Annotated in this window: 21 protein-coding genes; 10 read left to right on the top strand and 11 right to left on the bottom strand. The window is 48.6% G+C overall.

The annotated features are described in order from the left end of the window. Positions 1 to 3: 3 nt before the first annotated feature. Both porD and ettA read right to left on the bottom strand, forming a co-directional pair. Positions 4 to 948, bottom strand: a complete 945-nt coding sequence (gene porD, locus FHS56_RS03915; RefSeq protein WP_166918557.1) for a type IX secretion system protein PorD — start codon at positions 946 to 948, stop codon at positions 4 to 6. A gap of 71 nt (positions 949 to 1,019) precedes the next feature. Beyond that, positions 1,020 to 2,690, bottom strand: coding sequence for an energy-dependent translational throttle protein EttA (gene ettA, locus FHS56_RS03920; RefSeq protein ID WP_166918558.1), 1,671 nt, complete (start codon positions 2,688 to 2,690; stop codon positions 1,020 to 1,022). A gap of 300 nt (positions 2,691 to 2,990) precedes the next feature. On the opposite strand from ettA, the gene FHS56_RS03925 reads away from it, so the two are divergent. Further along, positions 2,991 to 4,298 (top strand): DUF349 domain-containing protein, encoded by a 1,308-nt coding sequence (locus FHS56_RS03925; RefSeq protein WP_166918559.1) that lies wholly within the window; start codon positions 2,991 to 2,993, stop codon positions 4,296 to 4,298. Between the two features lie 94 nt (positions 4,299 to 4,392). Continuing rightward, the gene (locus FHS56_RS03930) at positions 4,393 to 4,614 is read left to right on the top strand and encodes a DUF2795 domain-containing protein (protein ID WP_038030434.1); all 222 of its coding nucleotides are present in this window, start codon (positions 4,393 to 4,395) and stop codon (positions 4,612 to 4,614) included. 53 nt (positions 4,615 to 4,667) lie between these two features. Here FHS56_RS03930 and ispD read toward each other — a convergent pair whose 3' ends face one another. Then, positions 4,668 to 5,372 (bottom strand): 2-C-methyl-D-erythritol 4-phosphate cytidylyltransferase, encoded by a 705-nt coding sequence (gene ispD, locus FHS56_RS03935; protein WP_166918560.1) that lies wholly within the window; start codon positions 5,370 to 5,372, stop codon positions 4,668 to 4,670. Further along, entirely contained in the window at positions 5,372 to 6,112 is a 741-nt protein-coding gene (locus tag FHS56_RS03940; protein ID WP_166918561.1) for a septal ring lytic transglycosylase RlpA family protein, read from the bottom strand. The genes ispD and FHS56_RS03940 overlap by 1 nt, the downstream gene beginning before the upstream one ends. A 199-nt stretch (positions 6,113 to 6,311) precedes the next feature. Between FHS56_RS03940 and FHS56_RS03945 the strand changes: the two genes are divergently transcribed. The 4 genes from FHS56_RS03945 to FHS56_RS03960 all read left to right on the top strand — a co-directional run bounded on the left by FHS56_RS03945 (position 6,312) and on the right by FHS56_RS03960 (position 9,740). Further along, entirely contained in the window at positions 6,312 to 6,698 is a 387-nt protein-coding gene (locus tag FHS56_RS03945) for a DUF3276 family protein (RefSeq protein WP_317165652.1), read from the top strand. Between the two features lie 108 nt (positions 6,699 to 6,806). Then, the gene (locus FHS56_RS03950; protein ID WP_166918563.1) at positions 6,807 to 8,003 is read left to right on the top strand and encodes an AI-2E family transporter; all 1,197 of its coding nucleotides are present in this window, start codon (positions 6,807 to 6,809) and stop codon (positions 8,001 to 8,003) included. 162 nt (positions 8,004 to 8,165) lie between these two features. Continuing rightward, a complete protein-coding gene (locus tag FHS56_RS03955) occupies positions 8,166 to 9,113 on the top strand; it encodes a ribose-phosphate pyrophosphokinase (protein WP_166918564.1) in 948 nt (315 codons plus the stop codon). Positions 9,114 to 9,158: 45 nt separating this feature from the next. After that, on the top strand, positions 9,159 to 9,740 hold the full coding sequence (locus FHS56_RS03960; RefSeq protein ID WP_166918565.1) for a 50S ribosomal protein L25/general stress protein Ctc: 582 nt from the start codon (positions 9,159 to 9,161) through the stop codon (positions 9,738 to 9,740). A 151-nt stretch (positions 9,741 to 9,891) separates the two neighbouring features. Here FHS56_RS03960 and FHS56_RS03965 read toward each other — a convergent pair whose 3' ends face one another. Beyond that, positions 9,892 to 11,058: a hypothetical protein gene (locus FHS56_RS03965; protein ID WP_166918566.1), complete on the bottom strand. Its 1,167-nt coding sequence runs from the start codon at positions 11,056 to 11,058 to the stop codon at positions 9,892 to 9,894. Between the two features lie 69 nt (positions 11,059 to 11,127). On the opposite strand from FHS56_RS03965, the gene FHS56_RS03970 reads away from it, so the two are divergent. Beyond that, positions 11,128 to 11,724 carry a DUF4136 domain-containing protein gene (locus FHS56_RS03970; protein WP_166918567.1) on the top strand — a complete coding sequence of 199 codons (597 nt, stop codon included), beginning with the start codon at positions 11,128 to 11,130 and terminating at the stop codon, positions 11,722 to 11,724. A 22-nt stretch (positions 11,725 to 11,746) separates the two neighbouring features. Here FHS56_RS03970 and kdsB read toward each other — a convergent pair whose 3' ends face one another. The 6 genes from kdsB to FHS56_RS04000 all read right to left on the bottom strand — a co-directional run bounded on the left by kdsB (position 11,747) and on the right by FHS56_RS04000 (position 18,393). After that, positions 11,747 to 12,511, bottom strand: coding sequence for a 3-deoxy-manno-octulosonate cytidylyltransferase (gene kdsB, locus FHS56_RS03975; RefSeq protein WP_166918568.1), 765 nt, complete (start codon positions 12,509 to 12,511; stop codon positions 11,747 to 11,749). Between the two features lie 138 nt (positions 12,512 to 12,649). Beyond that, positions 12,650 to 14,263 carry a phosphoenolpyruvate carboxykinase (ATP) gene (gene pckA / locus FHS56_RS03980; RefSeq protein WP_166918569.1) on the bottom strand — a complete coding sequence of 538 codons (1,614 nt, stop codon included), beginning with the start codon at positions 14,261 to 14,263 and terminating at the stop codon, positions 12,650 to 12,652. Positions 14,264 to 14,388: 125 nt separating this feature from the next. Next, complete coding sequence (locus tag FHS56_RS03985; protein ID WP_166918570.1) at positions 14,389 to 14,760, bottom strand: hypothetical protein; 372 nt, start codon at positions 14,758 to 14,760, stop codon at positions 14,389 to 14,391. Positions 14,761 to 14,779: 19 nt separating this feature from the next. Then, positions 14,780 to 15,853, bottom strand: coding sequence for an agmatinase family protein (locus tag FHS56_RS03990; RefSeq protein ID WP_166918571.1), 1,074 nt, complete (start codon positions 15,851 to 15,853; stop codon positions 14,780 to 14,782). 55 nt (positions 15,854 to 15,908) lie between these two features. Further along, positions 15,909 to 17,264: an FAD-dependent oxidoreductase gene (locus FHS56_RS03995; protein ID WP_166918572.1), complete on the bottom strand. Its 1,356-nt coding sequence runs from the start codon at positions 17,262 to 17,264 to the stop codon at positions 15,909 to 15,911. A 46-nt stretch (positions 17,265 to 17,310) separates the two neighbouring features. Next, entirely contained in the window at positions 17,311 to 18,393 is a 1,083-nt protein-coding gene (locus tag FHS56_RS04000) for an amidohydrolase family protein (RefSeq protein ID WP_208409621.1), read from the bottom strand. A 372-nt stretch (positions 18,394 to 18,765) separates the two neighbouring features. Here FHS56_RS04000 and hisG point away from each other — a divergent pair, with 372 nt between their 5' ends. Genes hisG through hisC form a run of 3 tightly spaced genes read left to right on the top strand, consistent with a single transcriptional unit; the run spans position 18,766 to position 21,997 of the window. After that, a complete protein-coding gene (gene hisG / locus FHS56_RS04005; protein WP_166918573.1) occupies positions 18,766 to 19,617 on the top strand; it encodes an ATP phosphoribosyltransferase in 852 nt (283 codons plus the stop codon). Beyond that, positions 19,617 to 20,915 (top strand): histidinol dehydrogenase, encoded by a 1,299-nt coding sequence (gene hisD / locus FHS56_RS04010; protein WP_166918574.1) that lies wholly within the window; start codon positions 19,617 to 19,619, stop codon positions 20,913 to 20,915. Before hisG ends, hisD begins: the two co-directional genes overlap by 1 nt. Positions 20,916 to 20,917: 2 nt before the next feature. Then, positions 20,918 to 21,997 (top strand): histidinol-phosphate transaminase, encoded by a 1,080-nt coding sequence (gene hisC / locus FHS56_RS04015; RefSeq protein ID WP_208409622.1) that lies wholly within the window; start codon positions 20,918 to 20,920, stop codon positions 21,995 to 21,997. The last annotated feature ends 21 nt before the right edge of the window (positions 21,998 to 22,018 follow it).

Consider the following 22,018-nt stretch of genomic DNA (forward strand, 5'->3'; position numbering starts at 1 on the left):
CGTTCAACGGTTTTGAATTTGCAGGCTGCCGGCAGCACTTTGCCCAAAGGCTTGCTGAAAGAGAGGTACCTTTGGGGGGTCCACACGACGAAAAATGTCTGTTACTTCTTTTTGTTCTTGCGCCGGTATTGTTTTCAGAATAGAAGCTAACTCCTGCGCTTTGGTATCGCTGATGACTGCCACAAGTAAGGCGTTGGGCTTCAAGCGGGCAGCTTCGCCCATACTGCGCACCAACTGCATAGCTGCTTCTACGGCAGCCTCGGGCTTTTGTACGTAATAATCCAAGCCCTTGCGGTGGTAATTGTAATAGGCTTTCAACACGCCTTGTAGCTGCTGACTCAGCAGGTTCTCTGCCAGCCAGTAGCGGTTGCGTACGTCTCCGCGCCGCCACCCTACATTACCGGCAGTTTGCGCCAAGTTTACCAAGTTGTTCATCTTTTGCACCCACTCTTCGCCGCCGTCTTCGGCAAACGAGTAGCCATCCATTGCCAAGATGAAATAGGCATAATAAGCCAGCATAGCCGTAAGGTCATCGGAAAATACGTTCTCGTTGAAAATGAGCTGTTGTCCTTTTTGGAAGCGAAAGTTAAACTGTCGGTCTACGTAAATCAACAAAGGGGTTTCGTAGTCGGTATCATACACCGGACGCAAAGCCCTTATTTGGGCGGTAGCTTGATAGTTCCCCGTATTCACGTCGCCTTGAATCAAAGTAATTTCCAAAGTGCAGCCAATGCGCTCTTCGGGCAGGTAGTTGTCTTGTCCCCATTGGCGTTCATTCATAAACAACGAGATGGCTTGTTCCATCTCGCGAAAGATGGCACGCTCGGTGGTTTGTGCCGTTTGCATTTGTTTGTCGTTGACAATCACCCGGCAGTTCAGCTCTTGTGCGAGCAGGGGCGGCACCCCCCAACACAGCGCCCAAACGACCAACAGTACTTTTTTTTGCATGGATACGTTCAATTCAGCTAAGTGGTGAAGTTAAAAAACTAAGCCCGCTCTTGCAAGCGGGCTCAGGCGGTTTATTTTACCAGTTTTTTATAGCGGAAGCGGCGTATTTCATCACCCAAACGCTGACGTCGGTTTTCTTCATATTCGCTGAAGTTGCCTTCAAACCAATACACCTGTGCGTCGCCTTCGAATGCCAGGATGTGCGTACAGATACGGTCAAGGAACCAGCGGTCGTGTGAAATCACCACTGCACAGCCGGCAAAGTTTTCCAAGGCTTCTTCTAAGGCACGCAGCGTGTTTACATCCAAGTCGTTGGTAGGTTCATCCAGCAACAACAGGTTGGCTTCTTCTTTAAGCATCATAGCCAAGTGCACACGGTTGCGCTCGCCCCCCGAGAGGTTTTTGATTTTCTTTTCTTGGTCAGAACCCGAGAAGTTGAAGCGGCTCACATAAGCGCGTGCATTCACTTGACGGTTGCCCAGCTGAATCAATTCGTTGCCTCCCGAGATGGTCTCGAAGACGGTCTTTTCGGGGTCCAGCACATCGTGCTCTTGGTCCACATAAGCCATCTTCACGGTTTCGCCGATGGTGATGGTACCCGCATCGGGTTTTTCTTTGCCTGCTATGAGTTTGAAAAGCGTGGTTTTACCCACCCCGTTAGGACCTATCACCCCTACAATGCCACCGGGCGGCAACGAAAAGCTCAAATCTTCGAACAGCAGTTTATCTTCAAAACCTTTGGTTACGTGCTCAAACTCTACTACTTTGTTGCCCAAGCGGGGTCCGGGGGGGATGTAGAGCTCCAGATGTGCTTCTTTCTGCTTGCCTTCCTCGCTCAATAGCTTTTCGTAAGCGTTGATACGGGCTTTGGCTTTGGCTTGGCGGGCTTTGGGCGTCATGCGAATCCACTCCAATTCGCGCTGGAGGGTCTTCATACGCTTCGACTCTGCCTTTTCCTCCTGCGCCAGTCGCTGTTGCTTTTGTTCCAGCCAAGACGAATAGTTGCCCTTCCAGGGAATGCCCTCGCCGCGGTCCAGTTCAAGAATCCAGCCGGCTACATTGTCCAAGAAATAACGGTCGTGGGTAACGGCAATGACGGTGCCCTTGTATTGTTTGAGGTGTTGCTCGAGCCAATGCACCGATTCAGCATCCAAGTGGTTGGTGGGCTCGTCAAGCAAAAGGACGTCGGGTTGCTGCAATAGCAGGCGGCACAAAGCCACGCGGCGTTTTTCGCCCCCCGACAGATGCTCTATCTTAGCATCCGCTGGTGGCAGCTGCAGGGCATCCATGGCGCGTTCCAGCTTGCTGTCTAAATTCCAAGCATCCAGCTGGTCCAACTTCTCCTGCACCTCGCCTTGCCGTTCAATGAGGCGCGTCATTTCCTCATCGTCCATAGGCTCGGCAAATTTCATATTGATTTCTTCGAATTCCTTGAGTAGGTTCACCACCTCCTGCACGCCCTCTTCTACCACCTCGCGCACGGTTTTGTTTTTATCCAATTCGGGCTCTTGGGGTAGATAACCTACGCTATAGCCCGGCGACCACACCACATTGCCAATATAGTCTTTATCGACGCCGGCAATGATGCGCAGCAAAGTGGACTTACCCGAGCCGTTTAAACCAATGATGCCTATCTTAGCACCGTAAAAGAAAGAGAGGTAGATGTCTTTCAACACATAGCGGTTGGGCGGGTACACTTTCCCCACCCCCGACATAGAGAAAATAATTTTTTCGTTACTCATACAAAGCCGTTTGGTTTCTGGTGTTGTTTCGTCGAAACGTGCTGCAAGTTAGCAAATTTTGTGCGCATTCATGCGCGCTCCTCCCCTGCAACCACATCAAGCAGCAGCCAATGACAGATAAGCCTTATTTATTTATTTAAAAAAAATTTGGAACTTAGCGAAAAATGGAAATTGGCGGCTTAAAGCTGCTCCAAAAAGCAGGCTAATCAAAGAGCGAATTATATTTGATTCGTCTCTTTTTTATTTAAAACCTAAACAACAATTTTTGCATATTGGCAACCCTTAAAAAGACGTACTACCATGAAGTATGATGCAGAAAGCACTTACGGCTATGTAAAAGATGGCAAGGTGTATTTGAAAGGCTACCTTGAGTATCCTGACCGCGAAATAGGTTTTGTAAAAGAAAGCCCCGAAGCTGCCATAGAGTACTTCGAAAAGCGCTACCAATTAGCCGTAAACAAAGTAGAGGAGCTCAAAAAACAGATAGAAGAAGCCGAAAACAAAGGCTCCTACCTCATGAAACTGCTGCACCTGCGCGAGTATCTGCTCAAGTTCAACGGCTTGGGGGATTTTCCATCGCTGCTCAAGCAACTCGACGAGTTGGAGATTTATCTGCGTGAGATGATAGCCCAAAACCGAATCAAAAACCTTGAAATCAAGCGCGAGATACTAAAACAGCTCGAAAACATAGCCCAGCAGCAAAGCAACTGGAAAGCCAACAGCGAGAGCATCCAAGACTTGAAAATGCGCTGGATTCGCACCGGACCTGTCGATGAAATCTATGAAGAGGAGCTGGAAGAACGTTTCACCACCGCCCTCAAAACCTTCTTTGCCAATCGGAAAAACTTTTTCCAAGCCAAGCGGCAAGAAGAAAAAGAAAAAGTAGAACGCTACCGTCAGCTCATACAAGAGGTCAACGACCTGAAATACTCCAATGATTTCGAAGCAGTAGCCGAGCGCATCAAAGAAATACAAGCCCAGTGGAAAGAAGTGGGCAAAGTGTCGCACAAGCGCATGGTGAAGCTTTGGAAACGCTTCCAGAAAGTAAACAACGAGTTTTTCCATCGCTACAAGCAATATAAAGAAGGGGTACCCGTAGAGAACATTCAACCCCTCAATATGGATGAGTTTATACGGGTAAGGCAAGCCGAGTTCTGCAAAGAAATGGAATCGTTGGTGGGTGTCAATACCGACGAATCTATTCAAAGGGCTAAGTTCTTGCTTTCGGAGTGGAAGAAACTGACCCAAGACCCGCGCCTCATCGACAAAGCCTTGGCACGACGTTTCCGCCTCATCAGCGACCGCGTGTTTGAAGAAAGCTATTTGATGCGAGTCGTGCGCCGCAAATATCCTGATTTTGACTTCAAACCCGAAGAAGACCAGCTGAAAATAAAAATCAGCTTCTTGCGCGAAACCATCCGCCGCGATGAGCAGGAAATAGCCGAAGCCGAGCGAAACTTAGAAAAAGTACGGACTTACAAACCCAACTTCAACCCGCACACGCAGCAGCGCAAGGCAATGGTTAAAAAAGTGATGCTCAGAGAATTTGAAGAGCGGCTGCGTGTGGTGCTGGGTGAAGAAGAAAGTGATGATTTTAAATTCTTTTAAGTCTAAGAAAAAAGTCTTTTTTTGAAACCTTTTTTTGCAAAAAACGATTACAATTGCGATAATAGATTAGGGATAAATTAAAATTGTGTAGCGTATGTACTGGACACTCGAATTGGCGTCTTATCTGGAAGATGCACCTTGGCCTGCTACCAAAGAAGAGCTCATTGACTATGCTCTTCGTTCAGGTGCCCCTATGGAAGTGGTGGAAAATTTGCAAGAGTTGGAAGACGATGGGCAGCCCTACGAAAGCATTGAGGAAATTTGGCCCGATTATCCTACCAAAGAAGATTTCTTCTTCAATGAGGATGAATTTTAATCTTAACTAAAAAAACAGGCTATAAAAAGGCTGCTATCCTTAGAGCAGCCTTTTTATTTTGACATCAAGGCAGCGGCTACGAGCATATCTTCAGCGGTGGTTATCTTCAAGTTCCGGTAGTCGCCTTCTACCAAATGCAAGCGATGCCCGGCAGCTTCCATCACCGAAGCATCATCGGTGAAACGCTCTGTGTTACCACTGCGCCACGCCCGCTCATAAGCCTCTACCAGGTCATGGAAGACAAATACTTGTGGTGTTTGTACCAAACGGTAGCGGCTGCGCTCAACTGCCCGATGCCCCTCTGGCTCCATCACTTCCCGTATAGAATCTTTCAAAGGTACCGCGGGAATGGCACTACCATGCATCGTTGCCGCCTCGTATACACGCTCAAGCAAAGTGCTACCTATCAAAGGGCGCGCCCCATCGTGGATGCCCACTAAGGCATGCTCCGGCTCGTCTAAATGTTGCTTCAGTGCCAGTAAGCCGTTCCAAACAGAATGAAAGCGGCTGCTTCCCCCTGGCACACAAATAAAAGGACAATCTTTTTCAAGCTTTGCCCACTCTGTCTGCCAGTAGTCGATGTAGCTGTGGGGCAGCACCACCACCAAAGGCATATGAGGGCGAAAATGCAGAAAAGCTTGAATCGTATGCCACAAGATGGGCTTATTCCGCAAAGGCAAAAACTGTTTGGGCATAGCTGCTTGCATACGACTACCCGAACCACCTGCCACTATCACTGCTGCGTAAATCCTGTTCATCAGTCAAAATGACGTTTCGGAAAACCATCCATGCCCAGTGCCCGGATGCGAGGCAGCAACAACAAAGCTTCTTCTCGGGTAGGATAAGCCCCCACTATCACGCGATAGATGCGCCCGCCCGACCATCCTACCTGAATATACACTTCTTCCAAGCCTCCTTGTTTAATCAATGTGCGGCATTGGTCTATGGCATTTTCAGCGTCGCGATAAGAGCCTACTTGCAAGCCTATCCCTTTGGGAAAGCGTTCGGTGCCCCACATGCTGTAGGTATGCCCGGTTTGGAATTTACCCGCCAGCTGGTTGCTGTCTGCTCCCGGCATTTCGGATGCTTCAGGTACCTCGCCCGTAGGAGGGTCCGGAGCATCTACTTCTTCCACCATCACCCAGGCGGTGCCGGTGCCCACCATACCCAGTTGAATAGCAGCAGCTTTAGTCACGTCTATGATACGCCCGTGCGCATAAGGTCCACGGTCGTTGATGCGCACTATCACACTCTTCCCATTTGCCAAATTGGTTACTTTCACGTAAGTACCAAAAGGCAAGGTGCGATGCGCAGCCGTCATAGCAGCATTGTCAAATATTTCCCCACTGGCTGTCTTTCGACCATTGAACTTATCAGCATAATAAGAAGCGCCCCCCTTGTCTTTATAGCGTCGCTGGGCATGCGATGTGCCGCTCGTCAAGCACACCAGCACGCAGCATAGCACCCATAAAAAACAAACCCGATAAACAAGCTTCATCCTCTCGATTTTGTTGATTTACATTCCCAAAAATACACAAAAACCCCAAAATAGCCGGTACTTTATTTTAAAACACAAAAAATGAAGTCATTAGGCATTGGGCATAAATTCACAAGTGAAATAATTCGTTATTTTACTTGCGATTTAAAAGAAAAACTTTATATATTTACCTCCGATGTTTAACCAAACTGTTAGATTTGTGGAAGAGAAAAGAGTGAACAACGGACAAAAGGAAGAGCTCTTCTCCAAGCGCATACGCGCGGGTAAAAGGACCTACTTCATTGATGTAAGAGCTACTCGCGGTGATGACTTTTACCTGACAATCACTGAGAGCAAGAAGCGTCTCCGCAATGGAAACTATGTGTATGAAAAGCACAAGATTTTCCTTTACAAAGAGGACTTCGCCAAATTCACTGAAGCTTTGCAAGAAGCCATTGAGCACATCAAAAATGATTTGATGCCGAACGTAGACTTCTCGCAGTTCGAAAAGAAAAGCGAAGAGCTGGACAGCCACCTTCTTGATGACGACTTCGACTCGCTCAGCACCGAGTTTTCTGCAGAAGATAGCGACCTTAAGTGGGACTAAAAGCGCCCGCAAGCATAATTCATGAAACATTCTTCTTCAAAGGCAGCTCTTTTCCTGAAAAAAGCTGCCTTTTTTATTATTTTCACCCCCACTTAAGCTACTTTTGCCATGCAAAAAAAAGACGGGCGTGCCGTTGTCTTAGTCCGCTTTATTGACTTTCAAAAGCCCATCAACCGCATCTTGGTACAAGGCGTCCTACTGCTAACGGGCTTATGGCTTTTTACTTATTATTTCGGCAACATAGCCTCCTATCTTGTCATTTCGCTGATATTGTCGGCAATGCTGGGACCTATTGTCAATGCACTGCACGAATTTCAGTTCTTCGGCATACGTATGCCGCGGGTTTTGGCAGTGATACTGAGCTTCCTTATCTTCTTCGGTTTCCTTATCACCTTTTTGGTGCTGTTTGCCCCTTTGATTTACGACCAAGTGCAGCTCATCCAAAGCATACAATTTGATGAATTGCTCAAACGCGGCAAAGCGCCATTACACCGCATAGAGTCTTTTTTGAATAAAAGCTTCGACATGCACATAGCCGAAGGGCAGCTGCTGCAGGAGATACAACAGGCTGTGCTACGCCTGTTCGAATCGGTACGCATCGGCGACCTTTTCAACACCCTGCTAAGCTTTGCCGGTCAATTTTTCATCGGCACTTTGGCTGTCTTCTTCATTACTTTCTTTTTCCTCTACGAAAAGAATTTTATTCACAACCTACTCACCAGCATGATACCCAACCGCTACTTCGAGGTTGGTATCAGCACCGTGTATAAAATAGAACGGCTGCTGTCGAATTACCTGCTGGGCATCTTGCTGCAAATGGTGGCTATATTTACCATCGTGGCAACTGGCTTAAGCTTACTAAACATACCTTATGCCATCACCATCGCTGTGTTTGCCGCCATTGCCAACCTTATCCCCTACTTGGGTCCTGTTTTAGGTGGAAGTTTCGGTTTGATAGTAGGCATCTCCTCCATTGCCTTACACTCGGAATTGAGCACACAGGCGGCATCATTCTTAGCGCTGAAAATACTCATCGTTTTTGCTATTACCCAGCTGATAGACAACCTCTTGCTACAGCCGCTTATCTTTTCGCGCAGCGTGAAGGCTCACCCGCTGGCTATCTTTATAGCCATCTTTTTTGGCGCCAACCTTGCTGGAGGCTTGGGCATGATATTCGCCATTCCGGTTTATACTATCTTCAAAGTAATCATATCGGAACTACAAGGCAGCATCAGGGAATATCAGGTATTCAAGAAAGAAAGGAGCGTCATGCTGAAAGACGGCAGGAACCTTTCGAGTAATTGAAATACCCGCGCCTTTCTTTTTATAGTGAAAGGATTGCATAACTCATAAAAAAGTCAGATATTTGCGCTTCGTATTTTGCCCGAGAGAAGGTAATAGCGCTTTGAGACTTAGAGAAAATAGCCTAAGTTTGTAAAAAATTTCAAAAAGGAACGTTTCAAAACCATGGCTGACCCAAACTTTGTCAAACTGTTCTCTGGCACCAGCTCCCGCTATCTTGCCGAAAAGATAGCTGAAGCCTATGGTAAGCCCTTAGGCGCTATTACCATTCAGCGGTTCAGCGACGGCGAGATTTCGCCTTATTACGAAGAGTCCATTCGCGGCTGCGATGTATTCCTCATCCAATCTACTTTTCCACCGGCGGACAACCTCATGGAATTGCTGCTCATGATTGACGCGGCACGTCGGGCATCGGCAAAATACGTTACGGTAGTAATGCCTTACTTCGGCTATGCACGCCAAGACCGTAAAGACAAACCACGTGTAGCCATCGCTGCCAAACTGGTGGCTAACTTATTATCGGCAGCCGGTGCCGACCGCCTCATGACTTGCGACCTGCACGCCGGGCAGATTCAAGGCTTTTTTGACTTTCCCGTAGATCATCTCGATGGTTCTGCCATTTTTGCGCCTTATCTGGAAAGCCTGAATCTGGAAAACCTGGTATTTGCAGCCCCCGATGTAGGAGGTGTGGGACGGGCACGTGCCTTTGCCAAGATGTTTGGAGCAGACATGGTCGTTTGCGACAAACACCGCAAGCGCGCCAACGAAGTGGCAGGCATGCAAGTGATTGGCGACGTAAAAGACGCCAACGTGGTAATTATCGATGACATCGTGGACACGGCGGGTACCATCTGTCGGGCAGCCGCTGTATTGAAGGAAAAGGGCGCCCGCAGCGTGCGTGCTATTTGCACCCACCCCGTCTTGTCGGGCAATGCTTATGACAACATAAACCACTCCGTGTTGGAAGAGCTGGTAGTCTCCGATACCATTCCTTTGCGTCAAAAGTCGCCCAAGATAAAAGTGCTCAGCGTGGCAGAGTTGTTTGCTACTGCCATCAAAAAAGTGCATGATTACGAATCTATCAGTTCGTTATTTATCTCAACGCATAAATAAAGGTTTAAACGAAATAAAGAAGGATTACCTAAACAAAAGAAAACAATGAGAACTGTAGAAATTGTAGGGTATAAGCGCAACGAGCTGGGAAGTAGCTCAGCCAAAAAACTCCGCGTAGAGGGATATGTTCCTTGCGTGCTGTATGGTGGCGAAGAAACCATACACTTTTATGCGCCTATGTCTCTGTTTAAAGACTTGGTTTATACCCCCGAAGTAGCTTTCGTAAAGCTGAACATCGAGGGCGATGAGTATGATGCCATCCTGCAGCAAGCTCAATTCCACCCAGTAGCTGACTACATCACCCACGCCGACTTCTTGTTGCTGCGTGAAGACAGACCTGTGAAGATGGAAATCCCCGTGAAGGTTGTAGGCACTTCCATCGGTGTACAAAAAGGTGGAAAAGCCGAAATCAAATTGCGTAAACTGAAAGTAAAGGCTTTACCGAAAAATATGCCTCAATATGTAGAGGTGGACATCTCACACCTGGACTTGGGCAAGTCAGTAAAGGTAAAAGACCTGAACCCTGAAAACTACACCATTTTGAATAGCCCTCAGATTCCTGTTGTTTCGATTGCTATTCCTCGTGCACTCCGTTCGAAGCAAGCACAAGAAGCACCCGCCAAGTAAGCAACAGGTATATAAAGACAAAACCAAGAAAGGCTGCCTTTTCGGTAGCCTTTCTTGGTTGATTTGAAGCATTGAAAACACGACCCTATTGTTTTATCTGAAAATATTGAAAACACGCCCCTACGAAGCGCGGGGGCTCAAATGTTGCTTTTTACTCTATAATTGGATAGCGTTTAAAAGGCTTTTGACGGTCAAACAAGTAACGGTAAGTGATGTGGGTTTTATAAATGTGCCCGCCTACGTCTTCGGCAACCCGCATCATTTTGGGGTTAAAGTCACCTATCCAGTTCATTTCCATTTCTTTGTAGCGATAGCCGGGGGTATGCGCCATGGTAGAGTAATAGTAAACAATTGCCGACTCCACCCCTTTGCCTTGGTGCTCGGGCACTACGCCAAAAACAACCCCAAACAACTTCTTCACCCCCACCACGCGCCTGTACCATAAAAACTTCAGCTTGCCCCACCAGTCGAGCTTTCCATTCAGGTGCTTTACGATTTGGTTCATTTCGGGCAACATAATAAAGAAGGCAACGGGCTCACCATCATAGTAAGCATACAGAATGATTTCGGGGTCTAAAATAGGCTTCAGCTTTTTCATGATATTCAGTGCCGTCTGGGCAGTCATGGGTTCTACTCCATGGTGTTTTGACCAAGCCTTGTTGTAAATGGTACGAAAGTCTTCGGCATATTTCTCAAGCTTCGACAAGCGCATGTGGTCAAAAGTATAGCGTGGGTCTTCATAAATACGCTTGGCTTTTTCGAGTACCTTAGGTTTCAGCGGGTCGGGAATCCAACGGTAGTAAGTATATTGCTTAAAATATTGGCGAAAGCCATAATTTTCAAAAAGTTCACGATAGTAAGGATAGTTGTAAGGCATGCAGTAATTAGGCTCGGTAAAGCCATCGACCAAGCACCCCCACCAACGATCGCGAGTGCCAAAGTTAATAGGACCGTCCATAGCTTCCATGCCACGAGCCTGCAGCCACTGCTTGCAGGTATCGAACAGCAAGTTGGCAGCTTCTTGATTGTTGATGCAATGAAAAAAGCCCATGCCTCCGGTGGGCTGCTCGTTATCTTTCATTGCCAGTTTTTCATTGTAAAAAGCTGCCACACAACCAATGGTTTGCCCTTGTTCGTCTTGTAGAATCCAGCGACAAGCATCGCCACCTTGGAATAACTTGTTTTTAGTCGGGTCAAATACCTCTTCGATGTCTTTGTCCAAGGGACGAATGTAGGACGGGTCATTTTTGTAAAGGCGCACCGGAAACTCCAAAAATTCCTTGCGCAGTGCTTTGTTGTTGACTTCCACAACTTTCATAAGACGCTCAAAAGACAGGTTTTATTTTTAAATTTGCACAAAGCTATGAAATTGAACGTTTAGAGTAAAATGCTTCGTAAAAACCTCAGTATTCCCCTTTGGCTGAGCGTTTGTTGCTGGTTATGGATAAGCGCATGCAGCAGCAGCCGCATCACCCACAGCACCGACCGGGCACCAGCGGTCGATTTCAGTCGATATCAATCTTTTATCGTGGTGGACTACTACCGCTTTAGCAACGACAAAGACCCAGTAGTAAACAGCGACCTGAGTCGCCAACGTATGACCAACCTCATCACCCAAGCACTTACGGAAAAAGGCTTGTCTGCGGCTTCCGAAGCGGCAGCAGCCCAATTGCATGTAAAATTCCGCATGGATTTGCAAACTCAACAAGAGTTTCAACAGAGCTTCAACAATAATTGGGGCTGGATCGGCTGGCGCCCTTACCCTTTTTATCCGGTTTATCCGGTTACCATGAACGCTTACCAACGACAATATGAGGAACTCACGCTTGTCGTGGACATCGTAGATGCCCAAACTGGGCGCCTACTGTGGCAAGGATGGGCATTTGCAGAAATAGACAAAAAACGAAAAAAGCTGCCCGAACTTCAAGCAGCTATGGTACAACGGCTTTTTGCCGAATATCCCTATCCTCCCGCCAAAAAGTAAGCAAATGAAAGTTGGGGGCGTTTTATTTCAGTAGCCCCTGAGCAAGCATCTGCTCTACTTTCTGCACATCTTCGGGGGTTTCCACACACACGCTGTCGTAACTTGTAATTGCCGTGTGAATACGATAGCCATGTTCTAACCAGCGCAGTTGCTCAAGCGACTCGGCACGCTCCAACATCGAAGGCGACAAGTAACATACTGCCTCCAAAATATCGGCACGATACAGATACAAGCCCACGTGCTTATAGAAAGTGTAGTGTTTCCATGCTTCTTCGAGAGGCATGTCGCGCACAAAAGGCACCGGATAGCGACTAAAATACAAAGCCTCGCCTCGAGTGTTGAGGACTACCTTCACTTCGCCCGTGTCTTTGAGCTCGTCCAAGCGCTCTATCGGCTTGATGAGCGTGGCAATCTCCAACTTATGGGCATCATCGATTAAAGCAAGCAGAGCCTCTATCTGTGCGGGCACGATAAAAGGCTCATCGCCCTGTATGTTGAGCACATAGTCATAATGTGCCCCACTTTTTTGCAGCGCTTCAAAACAGCGGTCTGTGCCGCTGGGGTGTTCCGGGGCAGTCATCAGCACTCGTGCCCCTAATGCCTGCACATGGCTGGCTACACGTTCATCATCGGTGGCTACTACCACTTCTGTGAGCCCGCGGGCTTGCTTCACACGTTCATACACGCGCGCTATCATGCTTTTTCCGGCAATGGGATGCAGTACCTTCCCGGGGAAACGCGTAGAAGCATAGCGCGCCGGTATTACCGCCAATACTTTTGCATTCATGTGCTTTTTTTCTTACAGTTTTGAAGGAACAAAGATACAAAGCGGACGCAACAATGTGTATTCAGTTTTGCCAAATAAAGAAAAGCGGATGCCGCAGAAGGCAACCGCTTTTATGCCATTATGAGTAAATCAAGTGCGTTATTTTGAAGCTGCTTCTACTACCGGTGCTCCACTCATGATTTCGTCGTTGGCAAACGCTTCATATTTTGTAAAATTCTGCACAAAGAGTTGCGCCAATTTTTGAGCTTGGGCATCGTAGGCTTCTTTGTTGCTCCAAGTGTCGCGCGGGTTCAGTACCTCATCAGGCACATTGGGGCATGTCTGAGGCACTGCCACCCCAAACACCGGATGTGCTTTATACTCTACGTTGTCGAGTTTTCCTTCCAAAGCAGCTGTGAGCATGGCGCGGGTATAAGCCAGCTTCATACGAGACCCTACCCCATAAGGACCCCCCGTCCAACCGGTATTGACCAGCCAAACATTTACTTGGTGCTTGCGCATATTTTCGCCCAGCAGCTCGGCATATTTGGTGGGATGCAAAGGCAAGAAAGCCGCACCGAAGCAAGCCGAAAAAGTAGCTTGCGGTTCGGTAACACCTACTTCGGTACCGGCTACCTTGGCAGTATATCCCGAAATGAAATGATACATTGCCTGCCCGGGGGTAAGTTTAGAAATAGGCGGCAACACGCCGAAGGCGTCTGCAGTCAGGAAGAATATGTTTTTGGGATGCCCGCCAATAGAGGGCTCCAATGCATTTTCTATGTGATAGATAGGATAAGCCGTACGGGTATTTTCCGTTACCGACTTGTTGGTATAGTCGGGCGTACGGGTTCCCTCAAAGCAACGGACATTTTCAAGAATAGCACCAAACTTGATAGCATCCCAGATTTGGGGCTCACTCTCACGGGTAATATTTATCACTTTGGCGTAGCAGCCACCTTCGAAGTTGAAGACGCCATCGTGTGCCCATCCGTGCTCGTCGTCGCCGATGAGCTTGCGGTTCGGGTCGGCAGAGAGGGTTGTTTTGCCTGTGCCCGACAAGCCAAAGAACACTGCCGTATCGCCGGCATTGCCCATGTTGGCAGAGCAGTGCATAGACAAAATGCCGCGTTCGTGCGGCAACATGTAGTTCAATACCGAGAAAACACCTTTTTTCATTTCGCCGGCATAGCCTGTTCCACCAATCAGAATCATGCGTTTGCTTAGGTTCAGGATGGCAAAGTTTTTCTGGCGGGTGCCATCCACTGCCGGGTCTGCTTCAAATTCGGGAATGCAGAGGATGGTGAAATTAGGCACAAAGTGTACAAGCTCCTCACGCTTGGGACGTAAGAACATATTATGACAAAACAGGTTCTGCCATGCTTTGGTATTGACCACACGCAGATTCAGGCGGTAGTCCGGATGTGCACCAACATAGGCATCACGCACATAAATGGTCTTGTCTTTCAAGTAGTTGAGCATTTTACGATGCAGGGCATCGAACTGCTCTGGTGAGAAAGGTATATTTATATCGCCCCACCAAACGGTATTTTCAGTGAGCTCGTCTTTTACGATGAATCGGTCCTTAGGCGAGCGTCCAGTAAACTGACCAGTATCACACATGATGGCTCCGTTGTCGGCAAGCAGCCCTTCGCCATTGGCTAAGGCATGTTCTACAAGTTCTGCGGGGGTCAGGTTCCAGTACACCTTGGCAGCCGTGATGTTCATGTCTGCCAAGTTGCGTTTTTCAGACTTCAATCCGAACTCTTGCATTTTCTATCAGGATTAAAAGGTTCAAAATAGACGAAAGGTCACGAAGGACAGGACAAAGTTACGCATTTGTTTTCAAAAGATTAAAGATAAACATCAAAGCGCTGCCCTAAAGGCAACGCTTTGATTTACATACGATAAACAGTTTGTTTTTTGAGGTCTTTTTTTCTGAATAGCCTTTTGGTGGCATAGCCGCTCCACGCTGCCATGAAGGCTATCACTCCCCCCAACAATGCCGACACTAAAAAGAGCCAATCGCCTATTTGCGGCATACCCAACATGGCGGCAATACGGTGCGAAAGCAGTTGGTCGTTTTGCAGGTCGGCAAAAAAAGCACGAATTGCCCAGATGAAAAACACAGCCAAGAAAGCAGAGAAAGTCGTCGCCCAGAAGCGCTTGCCAAACAAGGCAGCCACCACATAGCAAACTACCGCCATACTCCACCACGGAAAGAAAATTTGTGCGAGTATGGTAAGCACCAAAATCAGAATAAAGACCATAATAAGCGGCTGTTTTATTTTAAATTTTACCCATTGAATGCCCTGCCCAGTTACAAAGTTTATAGAGCATACGCGCCCCCACGTTGGCATCCCATTCGTCTTCGAAGCTCCCCCCTACTTCCACCAAGTCGAAGCCTATGATTTTACGTCCTGAACGCACCACTTGTTTGATTAAATACACAGCTTCAAAGAACTCGAGCCCGCCAGCTACGGGGGTGCCGGTCATAGGACACAGCTTGGGGTCCAGCCCGTCAATGTCAAAGCTAATATATACGTATTCGGGCAGCTGCTCTACGATAGCCTTGCAGTAGTCTTTCCATGTCTTGCCCTCATAAATACCCTCCTTGATTTGTTGGTCGAAGAAAGCAGCTATGCGTTGCGGCTGCGAGCGAATGATATTCCACTCTGCCTCGCAATAGTCGCGCACGCCCACTTGTACCAACTTGGTTACTTCGGGGAAATCGTTCAGCACGTTGTACATGATAGAAGCATGCGAATAACGGAACCCTTCGTAAGCTTCTCGCAGGTCGGCATGAGCATCTATTTGCAAAATACCGATATTGTCGTAACGCTCGGCTAAGGCACGTATCAAGCCATAGGGGGTGCTATGGTCTCCTCCCAAGACAGCTACTATCTTGTCTTCATCGAGCCAATCGGAAGCCGTTTGATAGACCCATTGGTTCATTTTTTCACACTCCTGATTGACCACGGAAGGTATTTCGTGCATATAAGGAGCCCCTTCCCAGTCAGAGGGTTTGCCTTGCTCCAACCACTGAATATAATCTTCCGTTTCTTCGCGCAGGGTAGCACTCATTTCTGCCAAGTGTTCAGGCAGGTCCAGCATGGCAATCCCCATTTTCCATGCATCGGGAATATCCGGGTCGTAGAGGTCTACCTGCGCCGAGGCATACAATATATTTTCAGGGGCATCGGAAGTGCCCGTGCCATAAGATACCGTTACTTCCCAAGGTACGGGCACAATCACCACTTCGGCATGTTCGGGCTCATAGGGCAAGCCAAACAGTCGTCCCACCTGCCCCACATCGTTGGGGTCTATGCTTTTGATGATTTCTTCTTTTGAACGCCTTGCCATAAGGTTGTTTTTTGAGGTAAAACTCTTTAATGAAGGTGCAATGTTACGCATTTTTTCATGACGAAACAGGCAGTGTTTCTATCGCTTCTTTTATTTTGCGGTACACAGTTTCCAAATCTATTTTTTCAATATCGGGTTGGCGGCGACAAATATCCAGCAATATTTGGTTTTGCAGCTCACCGCGTTGTTTTGCCAACGAATAGGGTACTTCTGGGTGAAAAGTTACCAAAGCATATTTTGAGAAATAATCTGGATAGCGCTGCTCCAACAGGTATTCGAGCTTACGCATCCGCTGAAAGTCTTCATCATTGACACGGTCACGCATTTCGTAAAAGTTGTCAGTAGCTAAATCGGCAATGGCATCCGTGTCTTTTTTGCGCTTTGTCTGATACAGCTCAAACACCTTTTGCCAGTCTTTCCCATAGACATCGAAGCACTCTTCCAAGCGTAGGCAGTCTTCAAAGGCGGCATTCATGCCTTGTCCGTAAAAGGGCACAATGGCGTGAGCAGCATCACCAATCAACAACACTTTGCCCCGATACGCCCAAGGGTAGCAGCGCACCGTTCCCAAAATACCCACCGGATTGCGGAAGTACTCCTCAGTAAGTGCCGGCATCATGCGTGAAGCATCTGGGAAATACGCGTCAAAGAAATCCTGCACTTTTGCCGGGGTATTCAAAGCTTCGAAACTATGCGCAACGCCTTCCTTAGGTAAAAAGAGAGTGCAGGTAAAAGTTGCATCCAAATTGGGCAAAGCAATCAACATAAAGGTTTCGCGGGGCCATATGTGCAGGGCATGCTTTTCTATCAAAAATGCCCCTCCTTTGCCTGCCGGTAGGGTTAGTTCTTTGTAGCCATAATCCAAAAAATCGACCTCTTCTTGAAGCAGCCCGGTTGCTTTCAAGGTGCGGCGTATCACCGAGCCAGCACCGTCGGCAGCAAAAAGCAGGTCGCCTTCCACCCAGCGACGTTGCCCGTCCGTTTCTACCTCAATGGCGGGGATTTCGGGGGCTACACCCACACAAGCCGCTTGGAACTGTATTTTCACATTGGGGTAAGCTTCTGCGTGATTCACCAAAGCCACGTTTAAATCTAAGCGGGAAATAGAGTTGATGTATTCGTCGGGCTTGGTGCTATAAGGCAGCAGCAGCGTCTGCCCGGCAGTGTCGTGAATCATGCGCCCACGCATAGGTATCATCAGCGGATACACGGCGTCTTGCAAGCCCAAACGCTCCAGAGCGCGCAAGCCGCGGTGCGACAGCGCCAAATTGATGGAACGCCCTTCTTCCATACCATAAAGGCGGGGGTCGCGACGTTTTTCGAACACTTCCACCTCGAAACCACGCCGTGCCATAAACGAGGCAAGCAACGAGCCCACCAAACCGGCACCTACAATCAGTACTTTGGGCATACTACTATTTGGTTTTTCATTGCTCGTAAAACAAAAGGAAGGCAATTTAAGAAGATTGCTTAGAATCGACCGATGACTTTTCTTCTTTTGTCGGTTTGTTTTTCTGTTTATATTCCAAGAAAGGCTGCGGGTCTAATTTCAACCAGCGAAAGGCATTCTCACCCAACAGCTTCCGTTTCTGAAGCTCACTTAACCCCTCGGTTTGCTCTATCAGGCGCCCCGGCACCAGTTCGCCCAAAGGAAAGGGGTAATCGGTGCCCAAAGCCACTTTGTCTTCCCCAAACAACTGCACGATGAAACGGAGGGCTTCGGGCGAGTGCACCAGCGAATCTACCCAAAAACGCCCCAAATACTCCTTGGGATGCACGTTGTTGTCGATGGCGCAGAGGTCGGGACGTACCTCAAATCCATGGGCAATGCGTCCAAAATTGATGGGAAAGGAACCGCCGCCATGAGCAAAAGCCACACGCAGGCGCGGCAGGCGCTCAAATACTCCCCCAAAAATCATAGAACAGATAGCCAACGAGGTTTCGGCAGGCATGCCCACCAACCACGGCAACCAATACTTAGGCATACGCTCCTTGCCCATCATGTCCCAAGGGTGCACAAAAATAGCAGCCCCCAGCTCTTCGGCTGCCTGAAAGAAAGGGAAAAGCTCTTCATCCGACAGATTCCACTCGTTGACATGGGTGCCTATCTCCACCCCTGCCAAGCCCAAATCCACTACACAACGCTCCAACTCTTTGATTGCCAGCGAAGGGGCTTGTAAAGGCACCGTGCCCAAACCGACGAAGCGGCGCGGATAACGTGCCACCACTTCGGCAATATGGTCGTTGAGGTATTGACTTACGGCAAGGGCATCCAACGGCTTTGCCCAATAACTGAACATCACGGGAATGGTAGAGAGCACCTGCACATCCACTCCGAAATCGTCGCACTCCCGGATGCGCTTTTCTGGACTCCAGCAGTTGTCTTGTATTTCACGAAAAAATTTACCGTCAATCAACATGCGTGCAGAGCATTTCTTGTGGTGGTCCAACGAAACAAAACCACCATAACCGAACTTTTCCTTAAAGGAAGGCAGCTTCTCGGGTATGATGTGTGTATGTATATCGACGCGCAAACACATAGCGAGGAATATTTTTGTACGAAATATGGAAAAGATAAAACGTTTGAAGGTACTTTACAAAGCATCGGGCTGCTTCTTTTGCAAGAAAACTTGCATAATAAAACTTTCTTACGTATCATTGCGCCAGCGATGCAAACACGAAGCTGCACATATTATCCTATCCTCATCGAGCTTCTCTGGCAGTCTGACCTCCAGACTGCATGGCATCATCACGCCTTCCATCATGGCTCTCTGCCTTAAGAGAGCCACAAGCACAACATATTACCCCCCATTTCATTGGGTATGCCCGCAAGCATACCAGCAGGGCGTTGTCAAGCAAACGCTCCCTTCAACAATTATGTTTTTTTTCTCAATCCTAAAAAACAATCGAATATGCTACGCATAGCATTACAAAAATCAGGAAGGCTAAGCGATGCTTCGCTCAAGCTCATCAAGGAGTGCGGTATAAGCTTTACCAATGGAACCGGTAAACTAAAAACCGTTGCCGATAACTTTCCTGCCGAATTCCTTTTCCTTCGCGACGACGACATTCCTCGCTATGTAGCCGATGGGGTCGCCGATGTGGGCATCGTGGGCGAAAATGTGGTAGTAGAAGACCGTTCTGCCGTAACCATAGCCCAAAAACTGGGCTTTTCGAAATGTCGCCTATCCATTGCCATCCCCCGAGGTGAATCCTACCAAGGCATCGAAAGCCTACAAGGCAGACACATAGCCACTTCCTACCCCAATATTTTAGGCGACTTTCTGAAGAAAAACAACATAAAAGCCACCATTCACGAAATCAGCGGTTCGGTAGAGATAGCCCCGAGCATTGGTTTAGCCGATGCCATCTGCGATATCGTGAGCACTGGCAGCACGCTCATGAGCAACGGACTTCAAGAGGTAGAAGTTGTCTTCCATTCGCAGGCGGTGCTCATTCAAACCCCTACTTTAAGCAATGAAAAACAAAAGCTGCTGCAAAAGCTGTTGTTTCGCATCGAGGCGGTACAAAACGCCCGTAACAACAAGTACATACTGCTGAATGCTCCTAACGAAGTCATTCCTAAAATCACGGAAATACTGCCGGGCATGAAAAGCCCTACCATACTGCCTTTGGCTATGGAAGGTTGGTCTTCCTTGCATTCGGTCATTCAAGAAGACCAATTCTGGGAAATCATCGAGCAGCTGAAAGCCGCAGGCGCCGAAGGCATCTTAGTCGTTCCTATCGAAAAAATGATTTACTGATGAAAGTATTTATAGAACCACCCACCGACCAATGGGCAGAGCTGCTGGCACGTCCTGCTCTGCAAGCCGATGACTTAGGTGCGCGCGTCCGCCCTATCATAGAAGCCGTGCGCCAAGAGGGCGATGCTGCCCTGCAGCGCTTCAACCGCCAATTCGACAGCTACGAAGGCGCTTTGCAAATAGAGGAGAAAGCCATAAACGAAGCGCCTCAAAAGATAGAGCCCACACTGTGGCAGGCACTGCGCCAAGCCTATGCCAACATACGGGCATTTCATGAAGCTCAAAAAGAAGAGCCCAAAATAATAGAAACCATGCCGGGGGTGCGCTGCTGGCGGCGCAGTGTAGGCATCGAGCGCGTAGGCATTTACATACCCGGCGGCACGGCACCGCTCTTTTCTACCGTCTTGATGCTGGGCGTGCCTGCTCAGATTGCAGGTTGCAGCGAAGTGGTGCTCTGCACACCAGCAACAGCCACCGGCAAAGTGCATCCCGCCATATTGGCTGCTGCCTCGCTTTGTGGTATCGGCAAGGTCTTTGCCGTGGGTGGTGCCCAAGCCATCGCTGCCATGGCATACGGCACCGCCACCATTCCAAAAGTTGACAAAGTATTCGGACCCGGCAACCAATACGTAACAGCTGCCAAACAGATGCTGGCTGCCGAAGGCGTCATTGCCATTGACCTGCCAGCGGGTCCGTCAGAAGTAGCCGTGTGGGCAGATGAGCACGCCCCTGCCGCTTTCTTGGCTGCCGACCTGTTGTCGCAGGCAGAGCACGGCAGCGATAGCCAAGTAATATTGGTATGCGACACCGAAGCAAAGATAAACGAGGTATTGCAAGCCATCGAGACACAACTAAGCCATTTGCCTCGCGCCCACATTGCACGAGAAGCACTGCGGCACAGCCGTGCCTTTGTCATGCCCCACGCAGAACAAGCCCTGCGGCTGCTCAACAGCTATGCCCCCGAACACTTGATTGTAGCGCGTCGAGATGCTGCCCGCTATGTTGAACGCATCACCAATGCCGGTTCAGTATTTTTGGGCTACTACACGCCCGAGTCTGCCGGCGACTATGCTTCGGGCACCAACCACACGCTGCCTACCAACGGTTTTGCCCGTATGTACAGCGGCGTGTCGCTCGATTCCTTCGTTAAGAAAATCACCTTTCAGGAAATCACTGCCGAAGGCTTGCAACAATTAGGGGCTACCGTCTGTCATATGGCTGCCGCCGAAGGCTTAGATGCCCACAAATTAGCCGTAGAAGTCCGTTTAGATGCCTTGTCTCCCAATCCACAGCTATGAATATGAACACCTCCCTCAGCATTGACAACATCATGCAGTGCGTGCGCCCCCATTTACGAGGGCTACGCCCCTACAGCTCTGCCCGCGACGAATTCAGCGGACAAGCACATATCTATCTCGATGCTAATGAAAATCCTTTTGGCAGTCCTTTGTTGAGCGCTTCGAGCTATAACCGCTATCCAGACCCACACCAGCAGGCTGTCAAAGAGCGTTTGGCTGCCCTCAAAGGCGTGTCGCCTAAACAAATATTTTTGGGCAATGGCAGCGATGAAGCCATAGACTTGCTCATAAGAGCATTTTGTGAACCTGCTCAAGACAGCATCCTCATCACACCCCCTACCTATGGCATGTACGAGGTCAGTGCTGCCATACACAACGCAGGGGTAGTAAAGGTGCCACTCACGCCCGAAAGCTTCCAGCTCAATACCCAAATGGTGATTGAACAAAGCAAGCATGCCAAAATCATATGGCTTTGCTCGCCCAACAACCCCACAGGCAATTTGCTACGCAAAGAAGACATCCGGGCTATCCTAAACCACACCCATTGCTTGGTAGTGGTCGATGAAGCCTACATTGATTTTAGCGATGATGAGGGGTGGCTTCCTCACTTGCAGCACTACCCTCAGTTGGTCGTACTGCAAACCTTTTCCAAAGCGTGGGGGCTTGCCGGCTTGCGCTTGGGCGTGGCTTATGCCCATCCTCAAATCATAGAACTGCTCGACAAAATCAAACCGCCCTACAACATCAATGCCTATTCGCAAAAAATGGCTTTGCAAGCGCTCGAGCAGCCACGCCAAGTAGCTTTGTGGATAGAGCAAATCCAACGCGAGCGGCAGACGCTGCACCATGCTCTAAAAGCCTTGCCTTTTGTGGATAAGGTGTTTCCCTCCGATGCCAATTTCATCTTAGTGCGCGTCCATGATGCCCCCGCCATTTACCGTTATTTAATAAGGCATGGTATCATAGTACGAGACCGCAGTCGAGTGGTTTTATGCGACAACTGTCTGAGAATCACAGTAGGCAAAGCGGAAGAAAACAAGCAGTTGTTAGACGTTTTGCAACATTGGCAAAAAGAAGACTAATGTATTTTGCATGGACTTGAA

The sequence above is a fragment of the Thermonema lapsum genome, from assembly GCF_011761635.1.
Taxonomy (GTDB): domain Bacteria; phylum Bacteroidota; class Bacteroidia; order Cytophagales; family Thermonemataceae; genus Thermonema; species Thermonema lapsum.

Coding starts and splice junctions, on each gene's coding strand:
- porD (WP_166918557.1), bottom strand. CDS start 948: ATGCAAAAAAAAGTACTGTTGGTCGTTTGGGCGCTGTGTTGGGGGGTG.
- kdsB (WP_166918568.1), bottom strand. CDS start 12,511: ATGAATGCAAAAGTATTGGCGGTAATACCGGCGCGCTATGCTTCTACG.
- FHS56_RS03985 (WP_166918570.1), bottom strand. CDS start 14,760: ATGGTCTTTATTCTGATTTTGGTGCTTACCATACTCGCACAAATTTTC.
- hisD (WP_166918574.1), top strand. CDS start 19,617: ATGAAAGTATTTATAGAACCACCCACCGACCAATGGGCAGAGCTGCTG.
- FHS56_RS04000 (WP_208409621.1), bottom strand. CDS start 18,393: ATGTGTTTGCGCGTCGATATACATACACACATCATACCCGAGAAGCTG.
- FHS56_RS03925 (WP_166918559.1), top strand. CDS start 2,991: ATGAAGTATGATGCAGAAAGCACTTACGGCTATGTAAAAGATGGCAAG.
- ispD (WP_166918560.1), bottom strand. CDS start 5,372: ATGAACAGGATTTACGCAGCAGTGATAGTGGCAGGTGGTTCGGGTAGT.
- hisG (WP_166918573.1), top strand. CDS start 18,766: ATGCTACGCATAGCATTACAAAAATCAGGAAGGCTAAGCGATGCTTCG.
- FHS56_RS03995 (WP_166918572.1), bottom strand. CDS start 17,264: ATGCCCAAAGTACTGATTGTAGGTGCCGGTTTGGTGGGCTCGTTGCTT.
- FHS56_RS03990 (WP_166918571.1), bottom strand. CDS start 15,853: ATGGCAAGGCGTTCAAAAGAAGAAATCATCAAAAGCATAGACCCCAAC.
- FHS56_RS03970 (WP_166918567.1), top strand. CDS start 11,128: ATGCTTCGTAAAAACCTCAGTATTCCCCTTTGGCTGAGCGTTTGTTGC.
- FHS56_RS03960 (WP_166918565.1), top strand. CDS start 9,159: ATGAGAACTGTAGAAATTGTAGGGTATAAGCGCAACGAGCTGGGAAGT.
- hisC (WP_208409622.1), top strand. CDS start 20,918: ATGAACACCTCCCTCAGCATTGACAACATCATGCAGTGCGTGCGCCCC.
- pckA (WP_166918569.1), bottom strand. CDS start 14,263: ATGCAAGAGTTCGGATTGAAGTCTGAAAAACGCAACTTGGCAGACATG.
- FHS56_RS03950 (WP_166918563.1), top strand. CDS start 6,807: ATGCAAAAAAAAGACGGGCGTGCCGTTGTCTTAGTCCGCTTTATTGAC.
- FHS56_RS03940 (WP_166918561.1), bottom strand. CDS start 6,112: ATGAAGCTTGTTTATCGGGTTTGTTTTTTATGGGTGCTATGCTGCGTG.
- FHS56_RS03965 (WP_166918566.1), bottom strand. CDS start 11,058: ATGAAAGTTGTGGAAGTCAACAACAAAGCACTGCGCAAGGAATTTTTG.
- FHS56_RS03930 (WP_038030434.1), top strand. CDS start 4,393: ATGTACTGGACACTCGAATTGGCGTCTTATCTGGAAGATGCACCTTGG.
- FHS56_RS03955 (WP_166918564.1), top strand. CDS start 8,166: ATGGCTGACCCAAACTTTGTCAAACTGTTCTCTGGCACCAGCTCCCGC.
- ettA (WP_166918558.1), bottom strand. CDS start 2,690: ATGAGTAACGAAAAAATTATTTTCTCTATGTCGGGGGTGGGGAAAGTG.